Origin of the sequence: Streptomyces sp. NBC_00461 (assembly GCF_036013935.1) — a bacterium.
In the GTDB taxonomy this organism is placed as follows: Bacteria; Actinomycetota; Actinomycetes; order Streptomycetales; family Streptomycetaceae; genus Streptomyces.
On the sequence record NZ_CP107902.1, the window covers coordinates 4995681 to 5018147 of the forward strand.

Annotated in this window: 18 protein-coding genes and 2 tRNA genes; 13 read left to right on the forward strand and 7 right to left on the reverse strand. The window is 68.1% G+C overall.

The annotated features are described in order from the left end of the window. Positions 1–5 precede the first annotated feature (5 nt). Genes yidC through rpmH form a run of 4 tightly spaced genes read right to left on the reverse strand, consistent with a single transcriptional unit; the run spans position 6 to position 2170 of the window. A complete protein-coding gene (yidC, locus tag OG870_RS23445) occupies positions 6–1286 on the reverse strand; it encodes a membrane protein insertase YidC (protein ID WP_266517793.1) in 1281 nt (426 codons plus the stop codon). A gap of 3 nt (positions 1287–1289) precedes the next feature. Beyond that, positions 1290–1643: a membrane protein insertion efficiency factor YidD gene (yidD, locus tag OG870_RS23450; RefSeq protein ID WP_266517796.1), complete on the reverse strand. Its 354-nt coding sequence runs from the start codon at positions 1641–1643 to the stop codon at positions 1290–1292. Then, positions 1640–2011, reverse strand: coding sequence for a ribonuclease P protein component (gene rnpA / locus OG870_RS23455; protein ID WP_266583108.1), 372 nt, complete (start codon positions 2009–2011; stop codon positions 1640–1642). The genes yidD and rnpA overlap by 4 nt, the downstream gene beginning before the upstream one ends. A gap of 21 nt (positions 2012–2032) precedes the next feature. Beyond that, complete coding sequence (rpmH, locus tag OG870_RS23460; protein ID WP_005482975.1) at positions 2033–2170, reverse strand: 50S ribosomal protein L34; 138 nt, start codon at positions 2168–2170, stop codon at positions 2033–2035. Positions 2171–2554: 384 nt separating this feature from the next. Between rpmH and dnaA the strand changes: the two genes are divergently transcribed. From dnaA to OG870_RS23505, 9 genes are all read left to right on the forward strand, one after another. Beyond that, positions 2555–4507: a chromosomal replication initiator protein DnaA gene (dnaA, locus tag OG870_RS23465; RefSeq protein WP_323179349.1), complete on the forward strand. Its 1953-nt coding sequence runs from the start codon at positions 2555–2557 to the stop codon at positions 4505–4507. An 891-nt stretch (positions 4508–5398) separates the two neighbouring features. After that, positions 5399–6529 (forward strand): DNA polymerase III subunit beta, encoded by a 1131-nt coding sequence (dnaN, locus tag OG870_RS23470; protein ID WP_266520453.1) that lies wholly within the window; start codon positions 5399–5401, stop codon positions 6527–6529. Positions 6530–6705: 176 nt separating this feature from the next. Beyond that, the gene (gnd, locus tag OG870_RS23475) at positions 6706–7581 is read left to right on the forward strand and encodes a phosphogluconate dehydrogenase (NAD(+)-dependent, decarboxylating) (protein ID WP_266517801.1); all 876 of its coding nucleotides are present in this window, start codon (positions 6706–6708) and stop codon (positions 7579–7581) included. A gap of 82 nt (positions 7582–7663) precedes the next feature. Further along, positions 7664–8785: a DNA replication/repair protein RecF gene (recF, locus tag OG870_RS23480; RefSeq protein ID WP_266583102.1), complete on the forward strand. Its 1122-nt coding sequence runs from the start codon at positions 7664–7666 to the stop codon at positions 8783–8785. Continuing rightward, complete coding sequence (locus tag OG870_RS23485; RefSeq protein WP_266583100.1) at positions 8782–9324, forward strand: DUF721 domain-containing protein; 543 nt, start codon at positions 8782–8784, stop codon at positions 9322–9324. Before recF ends, OG870_RS23485 begins: the two co-directional genes overlap by 4 nt. Before the next feature lie 390 nt (positions 9325–9714). Beyond that, complete coding sequence (gyrB, locus tag OG870_RS23490; protein WP_266517810.1) at positions 9715–11799, forward strand: DNA topoisomerase (ATP-hydrolyzing) subunit B; 2085 nt, start codon at positions 9715–9717, stop codon at positions 11797–11799. 42 nt (positions 11800–11841) lie between these two features. Next, the gene (gyrA, locus tag OG870_RS23495) at positions 11842–14436 is read left to right on the forward strand and encodes a DNA gyrase subunit A (protein WP_266517813.1); all 2595 of its coding nucleotides are present in this window, start codon (positions 11842–11844) and stop codon (positions 14434–14436) included. Positions 14437–14454: 18 nt separating this feature from the next. Then, the gene (locus tag OG870_RS23500) at positions 14455–15267 is read left to right on the forward strand and encodes a DUF3566 domain-containing protein (protein ID WP_266517819.1); all 813 of its coding nucleotides are present in this window, start codon (positions 14455–14457) and stop codon (positions 15265–15267) included. Positions 15268–15390: 123 nt separating this feature from the next. Then, positions 15391–15467, forward strand: a tRNA-Ile gene (locus tag OG870_RS23505). Between the two features lie 419 nt (positions 15468–15886). On the opposite strand, the gene OG870_RS23510 is transcribed toward OG870_RS23505, so the two are convergent. Then, positions 15887–16237 carry a DUF6344 domain-containing protein gene (locus OG870_RS23510; RefSeq protein ID WP_266517848.1) on the reverse strand — a complete coding sequence of 117 codons (351 nt, stop codon included), beginning with the start codon at positions 16235–16237 and terminating at the stop codon, positions 15887–15889. Between the two features lie 327 nt (positions 16238–16564). Here OG870_RS23510 and OG870_RS23515 point away from each other — a divergent pair, with 327 nt between their 5' ends. Further along, positions 16565–16693 carry a DLW-39 family protein gene (locus tag OG870_RS23515; protein ID WP_003999697.1) on the forward strand — a complete coding sequence of 43 codons (129 nt, stop codon included), beginning with the start codon at positions 16565–16567 and terminating at the stop codon, positions 16691–16693. Positions 16694–16828: 135 nt separating this feature from the next. Next, positions 16829–18187 (forward strand): hypothetical protein, encoded by a 1359-nt coding sequence (locus OG870_RS23520; protein ID WP_266583098.1) that lies wholly within the window; start codon positions 16829–16831, stop codon positions 18185–18187. A 102-nt stretch (positions 18188–18289) separates the two neighbouring features. On the opposite strand, the gene OG870_RS23525 is transcribed toward OG870_RS23520, so the two are convergent. Both OG870_RS23525 and OG870_RS23530 read right to left on the reverse strand, forming a co-directional pair. Continuing rightward, complete coding sequence (locus OG870_RS23525) at positions 18290–19822, reverse strand: serine/threonine protein kinase (protein ID WP_266588294.1); 1533 nt, start codon at positions 19820–19822, stop codon at positions 18290–18292. Positions 19823–19994: 172 nt separating this feature from the next. Further along, positions 19995–20543 carry a helix-turn-helix domain-containing protein gene (locus OG870_RS23530; protein WP_266517853.1) on the reverse strand — a complete coding sequence of 183 codons (549 nt, stop codon included), beginning with the start codon at positions 20541–20543 and terminating at the stop codon, positions 19995–19997. A 181-nt stretch (positions 20544–20724) separates the two neighbouring features. Between OG870_RS23530 and OG870_RS23535 the strand changes: the two genes are divergently transcribed. Further along, positions 20725–20797, forward strand: a tRNA-Ala gene (locus OG870_RS23535). A 976-nt stretch (positions 20798–21773) separates the two neighbouring features. Continuing rightward, complete coding sequence (locus OG870_RS23540; protein ID WP_266583096.1) at positions 21774–22349, forward strand: hypothetical protein; 576 nt, start codon at positions 21774–21776, stop codon at positions 22347–22349. The last annotated feature ends 118 nt before the right edge of the window (positions 22350–22467 follow it).

Consider the following 22467-nt stretch of genomic DNA (forward strand, 5'->3'; position numbering starts at 1 on the left):
CCTTCTTACTTCTTGGACGGGGACTTGGGGCGCTGCGGGCCCTTGCGCTGCCCGGACTGAGCCTTGCTGCGGGTGCCGCTGCCGGTCCTCGGCTCGGGCTTCTTGGCAGCGGCGGGGGGCTGGGCGTCCTCCGGCTCGTCGGACTTGCTCAACGACGTCTTCGGCTCGGCTTCGCCGGCCGCCTTGGGGCCGGACTGCCGCTGGGCCTTGGTCTGCCGCTTGGGCTGCTGGCGCTTGGGAGCGGCGGCGGTGCCGGTCGTCGGCACACCGTCCTCGGTCTGGGCGGCGGCAGCGCTGTCGCTCTGCATCACTGTGCCGTCGGTCTGGGCGGCGAGACCGGCCTTGTTCAGCGAGTTGATGAACTTGCGCTCGAACTCGTTGCGGTCACGGCCCTTGGTGACGATCGCCTTGATGATGGTGCGCTCACTGCGCTTGCGGGCCTTGCCGTGCTGCGTGACGTGCTTGGTCAGACGCTCCAGATAGGCGGCCTGCGCCTTGGAACCCGGGGTCGGGTTGTTGTGGATCACATACATCTGCTGGCCCATGGTCCACACGTTGGTGGTCAGCCAGTAGACGAGGACACCGACCGGGAAGTTGATGCCGAAGACGGCGAACATGACCGGGAAGACGTACATCAGCATCTTCTGCTGCTGCATGAACGGCGTCTTCACCGTCGTGTCGACGTTCTTCGTCATCAGCTGGCGCTGCGTGTAGAACTGCGACGCCGACATCAGGACGATCATGATCGCGGTGACGACACGGACGTCAGTCAGCGTGGCACCGAGCTGGGCGACCTTGTCGGCGCTGTCCGTGAACTTCGCGGCCAGGGGGGCACCGAAGATGTGTGCCTTACGAGCGCTGGCGAGCAGCGAATCGTCGATGACGCCGATCGTCTTGCCCGTCGCGATGCCGTTGAGCACGTGATAGAGGGCGAAGAAGAACGGCGACTGCGCCAGGATGGGAAGGCACGAGGAGAGCGGGTTGGTGCCCGTCTCCTTGTACAGCTTCATCATCTCTTCGGACTGGCGCTGCTTGTCGTTCTTGTAGCGCTCCTGGATCTTCTTCATCTCGGGCTGCAGCGTCTGCATCGCCCGGGTCGACTTGATCTGCTTCACGAAGAGCGGGATCAGGCAGATACGGATGAGGATCACCAGGGACACGATGGACAGGCCCCAGGCCCAGCCCGTGTCGGGACCGAAGATCTTCCCGTACATCGAGTGGAACTGGACGATGACCCATGAAACGGGTGTCGTGATGAAGCTGAAGAGGCTGGCAATCGTGTCCACTAATCATGCTCCTTGGGCATGGGACGGAGTCTCTGCGGCCGGGCTCGAAGGAAGGTTCTCCTCGGTGGCCGTTTCGGCGGCGGAGGGCCCGCCCCTGCGTGCGCGCCACGCATCGCGCAGCATTTCGTGCCACCGCGGGCGCTTGCGCGGTGGGACATGGTCCACACCGCCGAGCGACCACGGATTGCACCGCAGGATGCGCCAGGCGGTGAGCGCCGTGCCTTTGATCGCACCGTGCCGGTCGATGGCCGTGTACCCATAGTGGGAGCACGACGGGTAGTACTTGCACACCGGCCCGAGCAGCGGACTGATGGTCCACTGGTACAGCTTGATCAGAGCCAGCAGCGGGTACTTCATCGTGCGCCCCCTCCCAGCAACCGCTCAATGGCGGCATCCAGGTCTTGGGCCAGTTGTGCATGGTCGGCGTCACCCGCACCGGGTAGCGCTCGTACGACTACCAGGCTACCGGGGGGCAACAGGGCGACTCGGTCCCGCATCAGGTGGCGCAGTCTGCGCTTGACCTTGTTGCGTATCACCGCACCGCCCACTGCTTTGCTCACGACGAAACCCGCACGCGTCGGGGGAGCGCTCTCCCCAGGCGCGTGCGGGTCCGTGGCACCGCTACGAAGATGGACGACGAGGGACGGGCGTCCGGCCCGGCGCCCTCGTCGTACTGCGGTCGCGAAGTCCTCGCGCCGCCTCAGCCGGTTCTCGGTGGGCAGCACGACGGCATGACCTGACCGGGATCAGGCGGACAGGCTCGCGCGACCCTTGCTGCGGCGGTTCGCCAAAATCGCGCGACCGGCACGGGTACGCATCCGCAGGCGGAAGCCGTGGGTCTTGGCGCGACGACGGTTGTTCGGCTGGAAGGTGCGCTTGCTCACTCGGGGGCTCCAGAAATCAATCGGTAGTGGCGGGGTGCCGTCTTAGCTGTCACCGTGCGCCCACGAGTAGCTCGCGTTAACGCCCGAGTGCACCGCTTCCCGATCACCTGACGCGATCTGTGCCCATCGGAGGCAGGCGGCAGCAGCCATCGACAACTCGACCTGGTTACGGTACGCGGGGCTACGCCATCCGGTCAAACCAGCGGTCACTGAGAGACACTATCCACAGCCTGGGGACAACAACTTGAACCGCACCCGTCGCCCTGACTACCGTGGCTGAACCCCGGTTCGTTCCCTTGACCCCTTGTTTTGGCTCGACCCCCTTTGAATCCCGACCCGTCCCACAACCACACGTTCGTGGGACCCCGTGAGAGAGCGTGCCCTGTGGCTGACGTGCCTGCCGATCTTGCCGCAGTGTGGCCACGAGTACTGGAGCAACTTCTCGGCGAGGGCCGGGGGCAGGGTGTGGAGACCAAGGACGAGCACTGGATCCGGCGATGCCAGCCGCTCGCGCTGGTCGCCGACACCGCCCTGCTCGCCGTACCGAACGAATTCGCGAAGGGCGTGCTCGAGGGCCGCCTCGCTCCGATCGTCAGCGAGACGCTGAGCCGCGAGTGCGGCCGCCCGATCCGTATCGCGATCACCGTCGACGACTCCGCTGGCGAGCCCCCCGCCCCGCCGGCGCCGCCGATCCGCCCCCAGTCCCGCTACGAGGAGCCCGAGCTCCCCTCCGGGCAGTACGACGGCTACGGCCGCCACCGCGCGGACGACCGCCGCACGGGCCGCGGCGAGCAGCTTCCCGGTGCACCCGGCGACCAGCTCCCCACTCCCCGCCCGGCCTACCCCTCGGAGTACCAGCGCCCCGAGCCCGGCGCCTGGCCGCGCCCGCCGCAGGACGAGTACCGGTCGCAGGACGAGTACAGCTGGCAGCAGCAGCGCCTCGGCTTCCCCGAACGGGACCCCTACGCGTCGCCGCAGCAAGACTCGTACGGATCCTCGGCACAGGACTCGTACGCCCCGCCCTCCCAGGACTACCGTCCGCAGTCGATGGAGCGCCCGTCGTACGAGGCACAGCGACCCGATTACGACCAGCAGCGCCCCGACTACGATCAGCCGCGTCCGGACTACGACCAGCCCCGCCCCGATTACGACCAGCGCGACGCCCGCCGGGAGCTGCCCAAGCAGTCGTCCGGTTCCGGGCACGTCCACCGCGGCGGTCCGGTCGGCTCCGCGCTGCCTGCCTCCAGCGGTGCCCCCGGCCCGCTGGCCGCGAAGCCCGCGCCGGCGACCGGGCCCGGTGAACCAACGGCACGCCTGAACCCGAAGTACCTCTTCGACACGTTCGTCATCGGCGCCTCCAACCGCTTCGCGCACGCCGCCGCAGTCGCCGTCGCGGAGGCACCGGCGAAGGCGTACAACCCCCTGTTCATCTATGGGGAGTCGGGGCTCGGCAAGACGCACCTGCTGCACGCGATCGGGCACTACGCGCGCAGTCTCTACCCCGGCACGCGCGTGCGGTATGTGAGCTCGGAGGAGTTCACCAACGAGTTCATCAACTCGATCCGCGACGGCAAGGGCGACAGCTTCCGCAAGCGCTACCGCGAGATGGACATCCTGCTCGTCGACGACATCCAGTTCCTCGCGGACAAGGAGTCGACGCAGGAGGAGTTCTTCCACACCTTCAACACGCTCCACAACGCGAACAAGCAGATCGTGCTCTCCAGCGACCGGCCGCCGAAGCAGCTGGTCACGCTGGAGGACCGGCTGCGGAACCGTTTCGAGTGGGGTCTGATCACCGACGTCCAGCCGCCCGAGCTGGAGACACGTATCGCCATCCTCCGTAAGAAGGCGGTGCAGGAACAGCTCAACGCCCCGCCGGAGGTCCTGGAGTTCATCGCCTCCCGTATCTCGCGCAACATCCGCGAGCTGGAGGGGGCGCTGATCCGGGTGACGGCGTTCGCGTCGCTCAACCGGCAGCCGGTGGACCTGGGCCTCACGGAGATCGTCCTCAAGGACCTGATCCCCGGCGGCGAGGACTCGGCCCCCGAGATCACCTCGACCGCCATCATGAGCGCGACCGCCGACTACTTCGGCCTCACCGTCGAGGACCTGTGCGGCACCTCGCGCGGCCGCGCGCTCGTCACGGCCCGCCAGATCGCCATGTACCTGTGCCGCGAGCTCACGGACCTCTCGCTGCCGAAGATCGGCGCGCTGTTCGGCGGTCGCGACCACACGACGGTGATGCACGCGGACCGCAAGATCCGCAATCTGATGGCGGAGCGGCGCTCCATCTACAACCAGGTGACCGAGCTGACGAACCGCATCAAGAACGGCTGACAGCCGCCGACATACGCCGCCGAGGGCGCCCCGGGACGACTCCCGAGGGCGCCCTCCGCCGTTTCACGGGCACATCGCGGCCGGCCGCTGCCGTGCGTCCGGACGCCTGCTGTTCGATTAGCGGCCGGGTTACGGCCACTCTCCACAGATTGGGAGACTTTCTTCCGTCCACATGCTGGGGACCGCGGAGTTGTCCAGATCGCGATCCACAGGAGAACTGCTGAAGAACCATCAAGGCAGGTCAAGTGGCTGTGGATTGGTGGACGAAGGATCTCCACAGACTGTGGACAGACGAATGATCCACAAGCTGTGCACGAAGTTGTCCACCGACAACCCACAGGCAGGGCCCGGTTGTCCCCAGCGATCACGGGTTTCTCCACATCACTGTCCACTGTTCGGCAACGTGACGCGCCTGATCACCGTGTCGAGTGAAAGCCGTCACACGAAGGTGCCGGGTTGCCCTGTGGGAAACGTGGGTAAAGCTGGGGACGGCCCTGGGGAGAACTCGCCCCAGGCTGTGCACGGGGTGTGCAGAACTTTCCGTTCTCCACAGAACCCCGGAGTTGTCCACCGCCTCCGCCCACAGGGCCAGTGGACAAAATCTCGCCTCTGAGCTGGGAAAACAGGGTTATCCACGGTTTCCACAGCCCCTACTACTACTCCCAACTAGAAAGAGCGAGAAGTTCGTTTCGAAGGGGGTCCTGTGCACAACTCGCTGTCCGGCTCCCGACTGCCCCTCGTCACGACTTGACCCCGAGAGGCACCTACTGTCAGTGCCGTGCGTCAGACTGGTCCCCGGTGGTCCTTCCCTCCCCAGGGACCGACGACACCGAGACAGACGACGAAGCCAGGCAGGCCGAGAAGCGCCGGCAACAGCAGGAGGCGGCAACAGTGAAGATCCGGGTGGAACGCGACGTACTCGCGGAGGCAGTGGCCTGGGCGGCACGCAGCCTCCCGGCCCGTCCGCCGGCGCCTGTCCTCGCCGGCCTCCTGCTGAAGGCCGAGGACGGCGCGCTGAGCCTCTCCAGCTTCGACTACGAGGTCTCCGCACGCGTGTCGGTGGAGGCTGAGGTCGAGGAGGAGGGCACGGTCCTCGTCTCCGGCCGCCTGCTCGCCGACATCTGCCGCGCTCTTCCCAACCGGCCGGTGGAGATTTCCACAGACGGTGTACGAGCGACCGTGGTCTGCGGCTCCTCGCGGTTCACACTCCACACGCTGCCTGTGGAGGAGTACCCGGCGCTGCCGCAGATGCCGAGTGCGACGGGCACCGTCCCCGGTGAGGTCTTCGCCTCCGCCGCCGCCCAGGTGGCCATCGCCGCGGGCCGCGACGACACGCTGCCGGTGCTGACCGGTGTGCGCATCGAGATCGAGGGCGACACCGTCACCCTGGCATCCACCGACCGCTACCGCTTCGCGGTCCGTGAGTTCCTGTGGAAGCCGGAGAACCCCGAGGCGTCCGCGGTCGCCCTGGTGCCCGCCAAGACGCTCCTGGACACCGCCAAGGCCCTCACGAGCGGCGACAGCGTCATCCTGGCGCTGTCCGGCTCGGGCGCGGGCGAGGGTCTGATCGGTTTCGAGGGCGCGGGCCGCCGTACGACCACGCGTCTGCTCGAAGGCGACCTGCCGAAGTACCGCTCGCTGTTCCCGACGGAGTTCAACTCCGTCGCCGTGATCGAGACCGCCCCCTTCGTGGAGGCCGTCAAGCGCGTGGCCCTGGTCGCCGAGCGCAACACCCCGGTGCGACTCAGCTTCGAGCAGGGCGTGCTGATCCTGGAGGCCGGTTCCAGCGACGACGCACAGGCTGTGGAAAGGGTCGACGCCCAGCTGGAGGGCGACGACGTCTCGATCGCCTTCAACCCGACCTTCCTGCTGGACGGCCTGAGCGCCATCGACTCCCCGGTGGCCCAGCTCTCCTTCACGACGTCCACCAAGCCCGCGCTGCTGAGCGGCAAGCCGGCGCTGGACGCGGAGGCGGACGAGGCCTACAAGTACCTGATCATGCCGGTGCGGCTGAGCGGCTGAGGCGCGGGGAGCTGTCCCCAGGCCGTGGAGAGGACTTCCATGCCTGGGGAAAACCCGCAGGTGGGGCCGTACGTTTGAGCGCGTATGCCCACAGGTGTGCGTGAGCGCCCGGGTCTAGGCTCGGACGTGGGTACGAACGTGCCTCACACGCCACACAGCAACCTAAGGAACAACTGATGGAGCTCGGTCTCGTCGGCCTCGGCAAGATGGGCGGCAACATGCGCGAGCGGATCCGCCGCGCCGGCCACACCGTCGTCGGATACGACCGCAACCCGGACCTTGCCGATGTCCACAGCCTGTCTGAGCTTGTGGGCAAGCTCAGCGGCCCGCGCGTGGTCTGGGTGATGGTCCCGGCCGGTGCCCCCACCCAGTCGACCGTCGACGAACTGGCCGAGCTGCTGGAGCCGGGCGACGTCGTCGTGGACGGCGGCAACTCCCGCTGGACGGACGACGAGAGGCACGCCGAGGAGCTGGCGGCCAAGGGCATCGGCTTCGTCGACTGCGGCGTCTCCGGCGGCGTCTGGGGCCTGGAGAACGGCTACGCGCTGATGTACGGCGGCGACGCGGAGAACGTCGCCAAGGTGCAGCCGGTCTTCGACGCCCTCAAGCCCGAGGGGAAGTTCGGTGCCGTGCACGCCGGCAAGGTCGGCGCGGGCCACTTCGCGAAGATGGTCCACAACGGCATCGAGTACGCGATGATGCAGGCCTACGCCGAGGGCTGGGAACTGCTGGAGAAGGTCGACTCGGTCACGGATGTGCGCGAGGTCTTCCGGTCCTGGCAGGAGGGCACCGTCATCCGCTCCTGGCTGCTGGACCTCGCGGTGAACGCCCTCGACGAGGACGAGCACCTCGACAAGCTGAAGGGTTTTGCACAGGACTCCGGCGAGGGACGCTGGACTGTGGAAGCCGCCATAGACAACGCCGTACCGCTGCCCGCGATCACGGCCTCGCTCTTCGCGCGGTTCGCGTCGCGCCAGGACGACTCGCCGCAGATGAAGATGATCGCGGCACTGCGCAACCAGTTCGGCGGCCACGCCGTAGAGACGAAGTAGTCCACAGGACGAGAAGAAATCCACAGATCCACAGGCCGTTCGGCCACGGATCCACAACGCTGGGGGAGGTCGGCGAACGACCATGCACGTCACGCATCTGTCGCTGGCCGACTTCCGCTCGTACGCCCGGGTCGAGGTTCCACTCGACCCGGGCGTCACCGCCTTCGTCGGGCCCAACGGGCAGGGCAAGACCAACCTGGTCGAGGCCGTCGGCTATCTCGCCACCCTCGGCAGCCACCGCGTCGCCTCCGACGCCCCGCTGGTCCGCATGGGCGCCGACCGCGCGGTCATCCGGGCGCAGGTCAAGCAGGGCGAGAGGCAGCAGCTGGTCGAGCTGGAGCTGAACCCCGGCAAGTCCAACCGGGCCCGCATCAACAGGTCCTCGCAGGTCAGACCACGTGACGTGCTGGGCATCGTACGGACTGTCCTGTTCGCGCCCGAGGATCTCTCCCTGGTCAAGGGCGACCCGGGCGAGCGGCGTCGCTTTCTCGACGAGCTGATCACCGCGCGCTCCCCGCGCATGGCCGGGGTGCGCTCCGACTACGAGCGGGTCCTGAAGCAGCGCAACACGCTCCTCAAGTCGGCCGCGCTGGCCCGCCGCCACGGCGGCCGGTCCATGGACCTGTCCACGCTCGACGTCTGGGACCAGCATCTCGCGCGCGTGGGTGCCGAGTTGCTGGCTCAGCGGCTCGACCTGATTGCCACGATCCAGCCGCTGGCCGACAAGGCGTACGAGCAGCTGGCGCCGGGCGGCGGGCCGATCGCCCTCGACTACAAGCCGTCCGCCCCCGGCGAGGCCCACACCCGCGAGGACCTCTACGCGCAGCTGATGGCGGCCCTCGCCGAAGCACGCAAGCAGGAGATCGAGCGGGGCGTCACCCTCGTAGGGCCCCATCGGGACGATCTGCTTCTCAAACTCGGTCAGTTGCCCGCCAAGGGGTACGCGTCCCACGGTGAATCCTGGTCGTATGCGCTGGCGCTGCGCCTCGCCTCCTACGACCTGCTGCGGGCCGAGGGCAACGAGCCTGTGCTCGTCCTCGACGACGTCTTCGCCGAGCTCGACACCCGCCGCCGCGAGCGGCTCGCTGAACTGGTCGCGCCCGGTGAGCAGGTGCTGGTGACCGCCGCCGTCGACGACGACGTGCCGCACGTGCTGACCGGGACGCGGTACTCCGTGTCGGACGGGACGGTGGAGCGCGCATGACGAACCAGGAGCCCGCCTCCGGGAAGAACGAGAAGACCCCCGAGCCGTCCGGTGTCGACCTCGCGCGCGTGGCGCTCAGGGCGGCGAAGGAACAGGCACGCGCGCGTGGGGACGCGGCGCAGCAGAAGAAGCAGGCGCGGCGCGGCGGCCTGCGCTCCGGCGCGCGCGCCGACGGGCGCGACCCGATGGCGCTCGGTGCTGCGATCAACCGGCTCATCACCGAGCGCGGTTGGGAGACCCCGGCGGCGGTGGGCGGGGTGATGGGCCGCTGGCCGCAGATGGTGGGCGAGGACGTGGCCAAGCACTGTGTGCCGGACACGTACGACGAGGACGAGCGGGTGCTCGTCGTGCGCTGTGACTCCACGGCCTGGGCGACGAATCTGCGCCTGCTCGCCCCGACGCTCGTCGCCCGGCTCAACGAGGATCTCGGGCACGGCGCAGTGAAGATGATCAAGGTGAACGGCCCCAGCGGCCCCGCTCGCCGCTACGGTCCCCTGCGCGCCCCCGGAAGCACGGGCCCCGGCGACACATACGGGTGACAGACCTCACATCCGCAGGCCGTCGGCGGTCTCGTCGCAGCGCCGGCGGCCGCTTTGTCGTACCACCGTACGCGGTGGCGAATCGCTACCTGACTCCCAAGTAGCCATGGGTTGACAGCTGGAAGCGCTGAGTGCCGCTGTGAGCCTCTTGGAGCCCCGTTCCGTATATGGGGACCCGGCAGATGCCGGTTGAGGGCGCCACATGCGGACTCAGGTACCGGCAAACCCCCATCACTGTCGGCGCTACCGGTAGACTGGAAGCTAATCCCGCCCCACTTGTGGGGACCGTCCGGGAAAAGCTGAGCAACGCTGAACAAGGCTTACCAACGCAACATGCCGCAGCCGCTCCGGCAACCCTCCCCCGGAGGGGGGACCCCCAGAGCCTGGCTCGTGCTGTGCCAGAAAGGGCGCTTCGTGGCCGATTCCGGCAACCCCAACGAGAACATCCCGTCCACCGACGCCGGCGAGAACAGCGTGGTGACCTCGTCGAACGGCGAGGTCACCGCCTCGTACGACGCCAGCGCCATCACCGTCCTCGAGGGCCTGGACGCGGTCCGCAAGCGACCCGGTATGTACATCGGCTCGACCGGCGAGCGCGGACTGCACCACCTTGTGTACGAGGTCGTCGACAACTCGGTCGACGAGGCGCTGGCCGGTCACGCGGACACCATCGACGTCACGATCCTCGCCGACGGCGGCGTACGCGTCGTCGACAACGGCCGTGGCATCCCGGTCGGCATCGTCGCCTCCGAGGGCAAGCCGGCACTCGAGGTCGTGCTGACCGTGCTGCACGCGGGCGGCAAGTTCGGCGGCGGCGGCTACGCGGTCTCCGGTGGTCTGCACGGCGTGGGCGTCTCGGTCGTGAACGCGCTGTCCGCGAAGGTCGCCGTCGAGGTCAGGACCGACGGTCACCGCTGGACGCAGGACTACAAGATGGGCGTCCCCACAGCGCCGCTCGTCAAGCACGAGGCCACCGAGGAGACCGGCACGTCGGTCACCTTCTGGGCCGACCCCGACATCTTCGAGACCACCGAGTACTCCTTCGAGACGCTCTCGCGGCGCTTCCAGGAGATGGCGTTCCTCAACAAGGGTTTGACGATCAAACTCACTGACGAGCGCGAGTCCGCGAAGGCCACCGCCGGTGCGGACGAGGCGGGTGCGGACGAGAAGGACGAGGTCAAGACCGTCACGTACCACTACGAGGGCGGCATCGTCGACTTCGTGAAGTACCTCAACTCCCGCAAGGGAGAGGCGGTGCACCCGACGGTGATCGACCTTGAGGCGGAGGACAAGGAGAAGAGCCTCTCCCTCGAAGTCGCCATGCAGTGGAACAGCGGGTACAGCGAGGGCGTGTACTCCTTCGCCAACATCATCCACACGCACGAGGGCGGCACGCACGAAGAGGGCTTCCGCGCGGCGCTCACGAACCTCATCAACAAGTACGCGCGCGACAAGAAGCTGCTGCGTGAGAAGGACGACAACCTCACGGGCGACGACATCCGCGAGGGTCTGACCGCGATCATCTCGGTGAAGCTGAGCGAGCCGCAGTTCGAGGGCCAGACGAAGACCAAGCTGGGCAACACGGAGGCGAAGACCTTCGTCCAGAAGGCGGTCTACGAGCACCTCAACGACTGGTTGGACCGCAACCCGAACGAGGCCGCGGACATCATCCGCAAGGGCATCCAGGCGGCCACCGCGCGCGTGGCGGCCCGCAAGGCCCGCGACCTGACGCGTCGTAAGGGCCTGCTGGAGTCGGCTTCCCTGCCGGGCAAGCTCTCCGACTGCCAGTCGAACGACCCCACCAAGTGCGAGATCTTCATCGTCGAGGGTGACTCCGCCGGCGGTTCGGCCAAGTCCGGCCGCAACCCGCAGTACCAGGCGATCCTCCCGATCCGAGGAAAGATCCTCAACGTCGAGAAGGCGCGGATCGACAAGATCCTGCAGAACCAGGAGATCCAGGCGCTGATCTCGGCCTTCGGCACCGGAGTCCACGAGGACTTCGGCATCGAGAAGCTGCGCTATCACAAGATCATCCTGATGGCGGACGCCGACGTCGACGGCCAGCACATCAACACCCTGCTGCTGACCTTCCTGTTCCGCTTCATGCGGCCGCTGGTCGAGGCCGGCCACGTGTTCCTGTCGCGTCCCCCGCTGTACAAGATCAAGTGGGGCCGGGACGAGGTCGAGTACGCGTACTCCGACCGCGAGCGCGACGCACTGGTCGAGATGGGCCGCCAGCGCGGCAAGCGCATCAAGGAGGACTCGATCCAGCGCTTCAAGGGTCTCGGCGAGATGAACGCCGAGGAGCTGCGCATCACGACCATGGACCAGGAGCACCGCGTCCTCGGCCAGGTCACCCTCGACGACGCCGCCCAGGCCGACGACCTGTTCTCGGTCCTGATGGGCGAGGACGTCGAGGCCCGCCGCCAGTTCATCCAGCGCAACGCCAAGGACGTCCGGTTCCTCGACATCTGAGTCGGTCTCAGCTGACCGCACCAGAAAGGATCTTCACCAGCAATGGCCGACGAGAACACTCCCGTCACCCCTGAAGAGGGCGGCGACGTCGTGATGCGCATCGAGCCCGTCGGGCTCGAGACGGAGATGCAGCGCTCGTACCTGGACTACGCGATGTCCGTCATCGTGTCCCGTGCGCTGCCCGACGTCCGCGACGGCCTCAAGCCCGTCCACCGCCGCGTCCTGTACGCCATGTACGACGGCGGCTACCGCCCCGAGCGCGGTTTCTACAAGTGCGCCCGTGTCGTCGGCGACGTCATGGGCAGCTACCACCCGCACGGCGACTCCTCGATCTACGACGCGCTGGTCCGCCTCGCGCAGCCGTGGTCGATGCGGATGCCGCTGGTGGACTCCAACGGCAACTTCGGCTCCCCGGGCAACGACCCGGCCGCCGCCATGCGCTACACCGAGTGCAAGATGGCGCCGCTGTCGATGGAGATGGTCCGTGACATCGACGAGGAAACCGTCGACTTCATGGACAACTACGACGGCCGCTCCCAGGAGCCGACCGTCCTGCCCGCGCGCTTCCCGAACCTGCTGATCAACGGCTCGGCCGGTATCGCGGTCGGCATGGCCACCAACATCCCGTCGCACAACCTGCGCGAGGTCGCGGCCGGCGCCCAGTGGTGCCTGGAGAACCCCGAGGCCTCGCACGAGGAGCTCCTGGACGCGCTGATCGAGCGCATCAAGGGCCCCGACTTCCCGACCGGCGCGCTGGTGGTGGGCCGCAAGGGCATCGAGGAGGCGTACCGCACGGGCCGCGGCTCGATCACCATGCGGGCGGTCGTCGAGGTCGAGGAGATCCAGAACCGCCAGTGCCTGGTGGTCACGGAGCTGCCCTACCAGGTCAACCCCGACAACCTCGCGCAGAAGATCGCCGACCTGGTGAAGGACGGCAAGGTCGGCGGCATCGCGGACGTCCGCGACGAGACGTCCTCGCGCACCGGCCAGCGACTCGTGATCGTGCTCAAGCGTGACGCGGTCGCCAAGGTCGTACTGAACAACCTCTACAAGCACACGGACCTGCAGACGAACTTCGGCGCCAACATGCTGGCGCTCGTCGACGGTGTCCCGCGCACGCTCTCCCTGGACGCGTTCATCCGCCACTGGGTGACGCACCAGATCGAGGTCATCGTCCGCCGGACGAAGTTCCGGCTGCGCAAGGCCGAGGAGCGGGCGCACATCCTGCGCGGTCTGCTGAAGGCCCTGGACGCCATCGACGAGGTCATCGCGCTGATCCGGCGCAGCGACACCGTCGAGATCGCGCGCGGCGGCCTGATGGACCTCCTGGAGATCGACGAGATCCAGGCGAACGCCATCCTCGAGATGCAGCTGCGCCGCCTGGCCGCCCTGGAGCGCCAGAAGATCGTCCAGGAGCACGACGAACTCCAGGCGAAGATCAACGAGTACAACGAGATCCTCGCCTCCCCGGTCCGCCAGCGCGGCATCGTGAGCGAGGAACTCGCCGCGATCGTCGAGAAGTACGGCGACGACCGCAAGACGATGCTGGTGCCCTTCGACGGCGACATGTCCATGGAGGACCTGATCGCCGAAGAGGACATCGTCGTCACCATCACGCGCGGCGGCTACATCAAGCGCACCAAGACGGAGGACTACCGCTCGCAGAAGCGGGGCGGCAAGGGCGTACGCGGCACGAAGCTGAAGCAGGACGACATCGTCGATCACTTCTTCGTGTCGACCACGCACCACTGGCTGCTGTTCTTCACCAACAAGGGCCGCGTCTACCGCGCGAAGGCGTACGAGCTTCCGGATGCCGGCCGTGACGCGCGCGGTCAGCACGTCGCGAACCTCCTCGCCTTCCAGCCGGACGAGGCGATCGCCGAGATCCTCGCGATCCGCGACTACGAGGCGACGCCGTACCTGGTCCTCGCCACCAAGGGCGGCCTGGTCAAGAAGACGCCTCTGAAGGATTACGATTCGCCGCGCGCCGGTGGCGTCATCGCGATCAACCTGCGGGAGACGGACGACGGTTCCGACGACGAACTGATCGGAGCCGAGCTCGTTTCGGCCGATGACGATCTGCTTCTGATCAGCAAGAAGGCACAGTCGATCAGGTTCACCGCCACGGACGAGAGCCTGCGGCCCATGGGCCGGGCCACCTCGGGTGTCAAGGGCATGAGTTTCCGCGAGGGCGATGAACTTCTGTCGATGAATGTTGTTCGACCCGGTACGTTCGTGTTCACTGCCACAGACGGCGGGTACGCGAAGCGGACCGCCGTCGACGAGTACCGCGTCCAGGGTCGCGGCGGCCTCGGTATCAAGGCCGCCAAGATCGTGGAGGACCGCGGTTCGCTGGTCGGCGCGCTGGTGGTCGAGGAGACCGACGAAATCCTCGCCATCTCGCTGTCGGGCGGTGTGATTCGTACGCGAGTCAACGAGGTCAGGGAGACGGGCCGTGACACCATGGGCGTCCAACTGATCAACCTGGGCAAGCGCGATGCCGTCGTCGGTATCGCTCGTAACGCCGAGGCGGGGCGTGAGGCGGAGGAAGTCGACGGCGACGTGGCCGTGGACGAGACCGCCGAGGCTGCCGCGACCACCGGCACGGACGAGGGTGAGGCGCCCTCGGCCGAGTAGCACGAGGAGAGAGTCATCGTGAGCGGAGCCACGGGCGCCGGATCGGCCGGGACCCCCACGGGTACGGAATCGGACGGCGGCGGCCGTGGCTCCGCCGCGCATGCGACAGATCCGCACACGACCCAGCTGCGAGCGATCGACGCAGGTGCGGCCGACTCACCCTCGCCCGACACGCATGGATCCCAGGGGGGAACTGTGACGGACACCCGAGGCCCGCAGACCCAGCAGTCCCAGGCTGGAACAGGCCCGGCCGCTCAGGGCGCCAGGCCGCAGCAGGCTCCGGCCGCCCAGCCGGCACCTCCGCAGTCGGCCTCCCCGCTTCCGGGAGAACGGCAGCCGCAGCAGCCCGCCGGGCCGTACCACCCGCCGCAGGCCTACCAGAACCAGGCGGCCGCCCAGGGCGCCCCGGCTCCCACCGGTGCGGTCCGCAGGCCGCGCACCGGCGCGCGTACCACGCCCCGCATCCGCAAGGCACGCCTGCGCGTGGCGAAGGCCGATCCGTGGTCGGTGATGAAGGTGAGCTTCCTGCTCTCCATCGCGCTGGGCATCTGCACGATCGTCGCGTCCGCCGTGCTGTGGATGGTGATGGACGCGATGGGCGTCTTCTCGACGGTCGGCGGCACGATCTCCGAGGCAACCGGCTCAAACGAGTCGAACGGCTTCGACCTGCAGTCCTTCCTGTCGCTCCCGCACGTCCTGATGTTCGCGTCGATCATCGCGGTCATCGACGTGGTCCTCGCGACGGCACTCGCGACCCTCGGCGCCTTCATCTACAACCTCTCCGCGGGCTTCGTCGGCGGCATCGAGCTGACGCTCGCCGAGGACGAGTGACTTCTCCGCGACCGCCGGTTCAAACCTCTGTGGAGGGTCCCGCGAGAACCGATTTTGGGACTGCCCACGTCGTGCGCTAATCTTCAGGAGTCAGCGCGCGGGACACATCCCGCAGAGCGCGGCGGGGCTATAGCTCAGTTGGTTAGAGCGCATCCCTGATAAGGATGAGGCCACAGGTTCAAATCCTGTTAGCCCCACCAGCATGAAGACCCCCAACCAGTCGAGGTTGGGGGTCTTTGACGTTCACGGTCGGCATCCGTGGCCGGCATTCACGGTCGGCATCGGCTGCGACCACCGTCATCAGCAGCCGCCACCGCCGTCACCAGCAGCGGACACCACAGGCTCCTCCCAAGGGAGTGACTCCAGGGACGGACTCCGGGGACGGACTCCGGGGACGGACTCCGGGGACGGACTCCGGGGACGGACTCCGGGGACGGACTCCGGGGACGGACTCCGGGGACGGACTCCGGGGACGGACTCCCGGGACGGACTCCCGGGACGGACTCCGGGGACTGACTCAAACAAACGAAGACCCCCAACCAGTTGCGGTTGGGGGTCTTCCGCGTGGGCGGATTGTGTACGCAAGTTCGCCGTTACGTCTGGGATGTGGGGCGGTGCCTCAGCGCTGGAGGGGGATGGCCGGTTCGGCGGCCGAGAGGTACGTGTCCGTGTCCAGGTCCGTGTCCGCGCAGTCGTCGGCGTCCGCGAGCGGACGGTGGCGGCAGCTGGGGGACTTTCCGTGGGCCTCGGCACGGATGCGCTGCTTCATCGTGGGGGGCAGGGCTCTGGCGTAGGACCAGGACCAGCGGGACACCGTCGGCGTTGTCACGTGTGTGGTGCTGTTGCCGTTCGCCTCGGTCTGCGGTACGGCCGCGGCGGCGGTCGTCGTGATGAGTCCGAGCGTCGTGCACAGCGCGAGGAATGCGGTGACGATGGCGGTCCACAGCTTCATGACCTGGTTCTGGGCCATGGCCCCTCACTTTCGGGTCGGGCGATTTGCGTACTTTCCTCATGATGTGTATGGCGGCCGCGAAGTGGTGGACCTGAGCCCGTGGCGCGTCGAAGTTCGGATGAACACCACTCCATGAGCCCAAAGGGCAGGAAATAATAAGAATCAGGGTCAAAATAACCCTCAGTGAGGGTGTGATCACCGTCAGATCGGAGCGGTGAGCTCCGGTTCTACTGCGGTCCAGCGGACGGGAGTTGGGGGGCCCAGGTAGGTCACCGATCGGTATCGGTCGGTGTGTATAGTCGGGCGCCAGAGGTCCCATACGTCAAGGAAAGACGAGGTCGCGCGGTGAAGAAGCTTCTCCTGGTCGCACTGGCCGCCATCGGCGGGCTCCTCGTGTACCGCCAGATCCAGGCGGATCGCGCCGAGCAGGATCTGTGGACGGAGGCGACTGACTCCGTGCCCACGGGTTCGTGAGTATCGACAGCGGAATCTGAACAGACCCCGGCCGTCTTTGCGGTCGGGGTTTTGTGTTGCGCGGATGAGGCGCGACGTCGCGGGGCAGGATGGGCCACGTCCAGCGGTCCGGGCGACGACGAGGGGTGGCGCGTGATGGGGCGGCGTACGGCGTGGTGGCGTGCGAGGGCATGGCGCGGTCGTCCGTCTGCACGCCTGCGCGTGGCGGCCGTGGCAGCGGTGCTGTGCACGGCGGCGGTGCCCGCGTCGTGGCCGGTCGACGCCGCCGCGGCAGCCGCGAGCCCGAGCTCCGACGGCCCCTCCGCTGCCTCCACCTATGCCTTCGCGGAGGGCGCCCGGTCCGTCGTCGGGGCGGCCGGTACCGCGGACGCCCAGCGCATCGAGGCCGGCACGACGTACCGGAGCTCCCTCTCCAAGGGTGCGAAGGTCTACTACAGCCTTGAACTCGATGCCGCATCGAACACGTACGTCTCCGCCACCGCCGTGCCGCGCCCGGGTGCCAAACTCTCCGTCACCGACGGCATCAGGGTGTCCGTCGAGGACACCGACAGCCACTCGTGCTCCTACGAGAGCGCGACGTTCGGCGCCGCCATGAGCCCGCACCCCATCACGGCGTGGGGCGCCCGCACGACCTCTCCGGCCAGTCCCGTCTGCCAGGGCGCAGGCACGTACTACGTCGTCGTCGAGCGCGTCGGTACGGTCGGCTCCTCGTCCGGCGCCTGGGACCTGGAGCTCACGACCGCCACCGAACCGGCACTGAAGAAGGCCGGGTCGACCAGCTCGCCCGAGGTGTGGGACTCCGCCTCGCCCACTCCTCTCCCGGGCCAGGCCAAGCACAGCCAGGGCGGCGCGGGTTTCAGCAGGGCGACCGCCGTGGGGCAGGGCGTCTGGCGCGCCGACATCTCGCCCGGGCAGACGCTCTTCTACAAGGTCCCGGTCGACTGGGGCCGACAGCTGTCCGCCACCGCCGAACTGGGCAGCGGCGACGGCGGCGGTCAGGGCTACGCGATCGACGCCCTCGCCATGTCGCTCTACAACCCCGTGCGCGCCGACGTCGCAGAGGCGAGCGTCGGCTATGACGGCAAGCAGAAGTCCGCCTCTCTCGCGCCGCTGCCGCCTGTCGAATACGCCAATCGTTACGCCGCCACCGCCCCCGTGAACGTCATGCAGTTCGCCGGCTCCTACTACCTCGCGGTGCACCTCGCCGCAGGGGTGGCCGAGGACTTCGGCGACGGGCCGTTCGGGCTGACGCTGCGTGTGCGGGTCGATGGGGCGGCGCAGGACGGTCCCGGGTACGCGGGGCAGCCCGTGCCGCCGAACGTCTTCGAGGTCACCGCCCAGGACCGGGAGGCGGCAGCGGAGGGAGGTTCCGCAGGCGGCGACGCCGCGATGAAGGCGGTTGCCGCGGGTGGGATCGGGGCGGGCACGCTGGTGCTCGTCGTACTCGGCCTGTGGACGGTCACGGCCCGGCGGAGGGCACGGGGGGTCGTGTGAGCTCCTTCGTCTCGCGATCAGGGTCTCGTTGAGGCGGTTCGTCTCGCGGATCAAAGGCGCGATGGGGCGGTTCGTCTTGCGGGTCGGTGTCCGGGGGACGGTTCAGACGCGGGTCAGCGCCCAGAACCCCACGGCGTAGCAGGCCAGCGCGAGAAGCAGGAGCGGGATCGCCACCTTCGCGGGTGGGCCGGGACGGCGTGCGGGGCGGGCGCGGTGGTTGCGGCGCGTGGTCTCCTGCGGGATTCCCTGCGCGGAAGGCGGAACCTGCGGGGCCTGGGCGGTGTACGTAGCAGTAGAGGTATCAGCGCGTTGGTGCGGCGGCGGGGGCAGGGCCTGGCCGGGGTGCAGTGGCGCGCCCGTTCGGGGGGAGGGCAGTGCATGCGTGGGGTCGTGGGGGGAGACGTAGGCGGGCTGTTGCCGGCCGCCGTGTTGGTGGGGCTGCTCCTGTGCGTGGGGCGTCGGTGTCTGTGGAGCGGGAGTTCGGGCGGAGGAGCCGGTCGCCTGCGGCGGCGGCAGGTGGAAGCTGCCGGTGTCCGACATGCTGGGCGGCTGCGTGGGGAGGGACGGTTCCGGTTGGGACCCGGTGTCCTGACGGGGGTCGGTCGGTGGTGTGACACCCGTGGACGGCACGGGGGTTGCACCCGACGAGGACATCCGCGAGGACGCCTCCGGCTCAACGGACCACGATTGAGCCCCACTTGCACCGGTTCCCGCGGTATCCGCCTCACCTTTCGCCCCCACCCCTGGTGCGGGCCTGAGAGGGCCGGTGGGCGCGAACCCCGGTGGGAGGGGCCCGAGTTGGTCGAACACCTCGATCAGTTCGTCGTCGGGGCCGGGCTCCGGCAGCAGCTCCATGGCGGAGGCGAGCGCCTTGCGCGCGCCCGTGGCCGTGCGGAACCGCGCTTGCGGGTCCGGCTGCAGCAGCGTGGCCACGACCTGCCACAGCGGCTCTGGGATGCCCTTGGGCGCACTCGGCGTCCCATGCGCCGCGAAGTACTGCACGAGCGCCTTGGCGTCCGGCTTGGCGCCCTCCAGCAGATACAGCGCGACCAGTCCTACGGCGAACAGGTCCGCGGGGAAGTCCGGTTCCGCGCCCAGCATCTGCTCGGGCGCGAGATAACCCGGCGTCCCCACCACGAGGTTGGTCTCCGTCAGCCGAGGCTCTCCCAGCCGCATGGCGATGCCGAAGTCCGACAGCCGCAGTCGCGGCCGGCCCGTGCCGGTGGCCTCCAGGAGCACATTGGCGGGCTTGACGTCACGGTGCACGACGCCTTCCCCGTGCACCGCCGACAGCCCCGACAGGAGCTGGTCGAGCAGGGTGCACACGAAGGACGGCGGCAGGGGGCCGTAGTCCCCGACGAGATGGGCCAGCGAACCGCCAGCGACGAGGTCCATGGTGAACAGGACCTTGTCGTCGTCGGCGGCCCAGCTGGCGGGTGCGAGCACATGGGGGTGATCGATACGAAGGGCCTGTTCGCGGACGAACCGCAGCAGGGAGTGCGCGTCGCGCTGCTGCAGGACCTTGGCTGCCACATAGCGGCGGCGGCGGTGGTCCCAGGCACGCCAGACGGCGCCGACCCCTCCGCGTCCGATCGGGTCGACCAGTTCGTACCGGCCGGCGAAGACCTCACCCATGGCTGTGCGTCGCACCTCCCCCTTCGGCTACCCCCTTGCTTGCCCCTCGACGGGTGTTACGACTCCCCCTCGCGCCGTTCCTCGACGAGTGTGATGAGTGATACGAACCCCAGCGGCTCCCCTCGGCCGTCGTCCCGGCTGCCGAACCCCCTTCGGCGACCGGGCAGCGGGTTCAGCTCTGGTGGGACTGGTAGTGCGTGACGGCGTCGGAGGTGCGTCCGGCGCCGTACACCCGGAGGAACTCCGCCAACTCCGGGTGGCTGGGGGCGAGGCTGTCCGCGGCGTCGATTATGTCGCCCGCGGCGGCGACCGAGCGCAGCAGCGACTGGATCTCGCGGACCACCCGCTTGACCGTGGGCGCTCCCGAACTGCTCGTCGTGGTCGTGGTGTTGCTGAGCACCGATCCCCCCTGCGACTTCTTGATCTCTTCCATGCGCTCCGTGGCCTCGGCCGCGCTCACACTGCCGTCCGCGACCTGCCCCGCCAGGTCCTGCAGCAGCTGCACCCGCTGTACGACGGCCGGGTTGCCGATCTTCGCCCGCTGGCCGCTCATGAGCTGGGACAGCATCGGAGCGGACAGGCCCAGCACCCCCGCAAGGCGGGCCTGATTGAGGCCGAGGTCTTCTATGAGCTTACGGAAGAGCGCCCCCAGCGGCTCCCCATACCAGTTCCGCTGCAGTTCCCGCGCTCTTGCGGTGGCTTCCTGCTGTGCGGCGTCCATTGCGTCTCCCCATCGCTTCCCCAAGTACTGTGGTTCGCTGTAGCGAACCACGCCGAGCATCTTACGGAGAGTGGTCGTTCACGGGGACCCCCAATCTTTTTGCGAGATCCCGGGGGTGACCCGGTACTCTGGTCTGCGGCGCCCACCGGAACGCGGTTTATCCGGGGGATGCTCCGCTTTCGGGGCCTTAGCTCAGTTGGTAGAGCGCTGTCTTTGCATGGCAGATGTCAGGGGTTCGACTCCCCTAGGCTCCACGTGGGATAGCCCCTCTGACCTGTGGAAATGCGGGTCGGAGGGGCTATTTTCGTGCTGACATGTCAGCACGGCAGTGCTGACAGGAGCTTCTAGAGCCCCGATTTATCGGGGTTTGCAGGCGGCCTGTCTCCCCTGGAGTTCCCCTGGGCGCGCGGGGCGTGAGGGGCGTCTGGAGAGAGCTCTCGGTGCTCCGCCGGGACTGGGTGTGGGCGCTGCGTGATCGGGCGGCGAAGTGACATTGGCCAGTGGTGGCGTAGCCGCGAGCGCACCACGCGGCCGGACCTGAACCGCTGTGACGGGGATCATCGATGCGTTGGATGGCCCGCAGGGGTTCGTACGGACCGGCGGCAGTCGCGGCGGAGCACTGCGCGCAGGGCGGCGTGCTTCTCATCGTCGGGGAGCTCGCGGGCAAGAGTGCAGCGGACGCGAGGGCTGGTATCGGCCGCAAGGTGGGTGCCGAGGTGGTTCTTTAACCTCCTGCGCCCGTCAGCCCAGCAGGACAGCCGTGAACATTTCGCGGTGAGCCACCAGCCGCTCCTGGAGACCAGCTCAAGGGTGGCAGCACAGCAGTTGCCGATGCTAACGATATTTAGGTCTTCATCCTGACATCGCAGGTCACGGGGCTGGTGTGCGCCTGTGGTGTTTGTGCGACGTGTTCACCGACCGCGAGCGGCACAGACCGTGGGTTCGCCGGTGGCCACTTGGGAGGACTTTCTCACAGCCGGGTGTCATTTCCGTCTGTCGGACAGCTGTGATCCGGCTGAGAGGCCATTGCCATGGACGACCGGTTTCTTGGTGGCACCGGGGCGAACGGCCCCGGGAACCGGAATGAGCCAACGAGCAGGGTTTCCCGGCCGTCTGCGGTCGGTGAACCAACGCTGCTCCGAGGAACAACCCGCGACCACGTCGTCCGGCGTCGAGTACGCCGCCGGGACACGAGGTCTGGAACCCGTCTCACAGCAACAGGAGTGAACTGTGTCTCCTATCTCCGAGAAGTCCGCCAACGGCAAGCGTGCTCTCCTGAGCAGGCGATCGATGGCGGTCGCCGTCGCGGCGGCCGCGCTGGGCGCGAGCCTGAGCCTCGCCGGTGCCGGCACGTCCGTGGCGGCACCCCCGCCGCCGCCGGCCTCCGTGTCCGGCAGTGCCTCGAACCAGCAGCAGGCGCCGGGCTACATGCAGGACGGCCTTCACCTGTGGGAGCAGATCGGCTGGCCCAACTTCAACAACATCGGCAACCGGGAGTGGATCCACGCCGGCTCGTTCGTCGACCCGCGCACCTTTCAGCGAGTCAACGAGGAGCTCTTCACCGGCGGGCGGTACGAGGACCGGGACGGCAGGCTGCGCGCCTTCATGGACAGCGGACAGGCCGGCCCCTCCAGCATGAACGCCGCAGGCGCGTTCCAGGAGTACAACACGACCGTGTATCACCAGCAGGTGAACTCCGCCATCCCCAGGCGCGACGCCAACCGCATCGTCCGGAACATCCGGACCGGCGACGTGTTCTGGACGGACGACCACTACAGCAACTTCCACTACATGGGCCGTCACTGACGCCAACGGACGGGAGGGCCGAGCCCTGCTCGGCCCTCCCCTCATTGTCGATCGGGCTGCGAGCCCTTTGCAGGGCCGGCTCACCCAGGGATTCCGGGTGCGGCCTTTCCGGTTCGTG

Excerpts from the sequence above, each read along its gene's own strand:
- OG870_RS23525 (WP_266588294.1), bottom strand. The coding sequence starts at position 19,822 with ATGGGTGAGGTCTTCGCCGGCCGGTACGAACTGGTCGACCCGATCGGA.
- recF (WP_266583102.1), top strand. The coding sequence starts at position 7,664 with ATGCACGTCACGCATCTGTCGCTGGCCGACTTCCGCTCGTACGCCCGG.
- gnd (WP_266517801.1), top strand. The coding sequence starts at position 6,706 with ATGGAGCTCGGTCTCGTCGGCCTCGGCAAGATGGGCGGCAACATGCGC.
- gyrA (WP_266517813.1), top strand. The coding sequence starts at position 11,842 with ATGGCCGACGAGAACACTCCCGTCACCCCTGAAGAGGGCGGCGACGTC.
- OG870_RS23510 (WP_266517848.1), bottom strand. The coding sequence starts at position 16,237 with ATGGCCCAGAACCAGGTCATGAAGCTGTGGACCGCCATCGTCACCGCA.
- OG870_RS23530 (WP_266517853.1), bottom strand. The coding sequence starts at position 20,543 with ATGGACGCCGCACAGCAGGAAGCCACCGCAAGAGCGCGGGAACTGCAG.
- yidD (WP_266517796.1), bottom strand. The coding sequence starts at position 1,643 with ATGAAGTACCCGCTGCTGGCTCTGATCAAGCTGTACCAGTGGACCATC.
- OG870_RS23485 (WP_266583100.1), top strand. The coding sequence starts at position 8,782 with ATGACGAACCAGGAGCCCGCCTCCGGGAAGAACGAGAAGACCCCCGAG.
- OG870_RS23520 (WP_266583098.1), top strand. The coding sequence starts at position 16,829 with ATGGGGCGGCGTACGGCGTGGTGGCGTGCGAGGGCATGGCGCGGTCGT.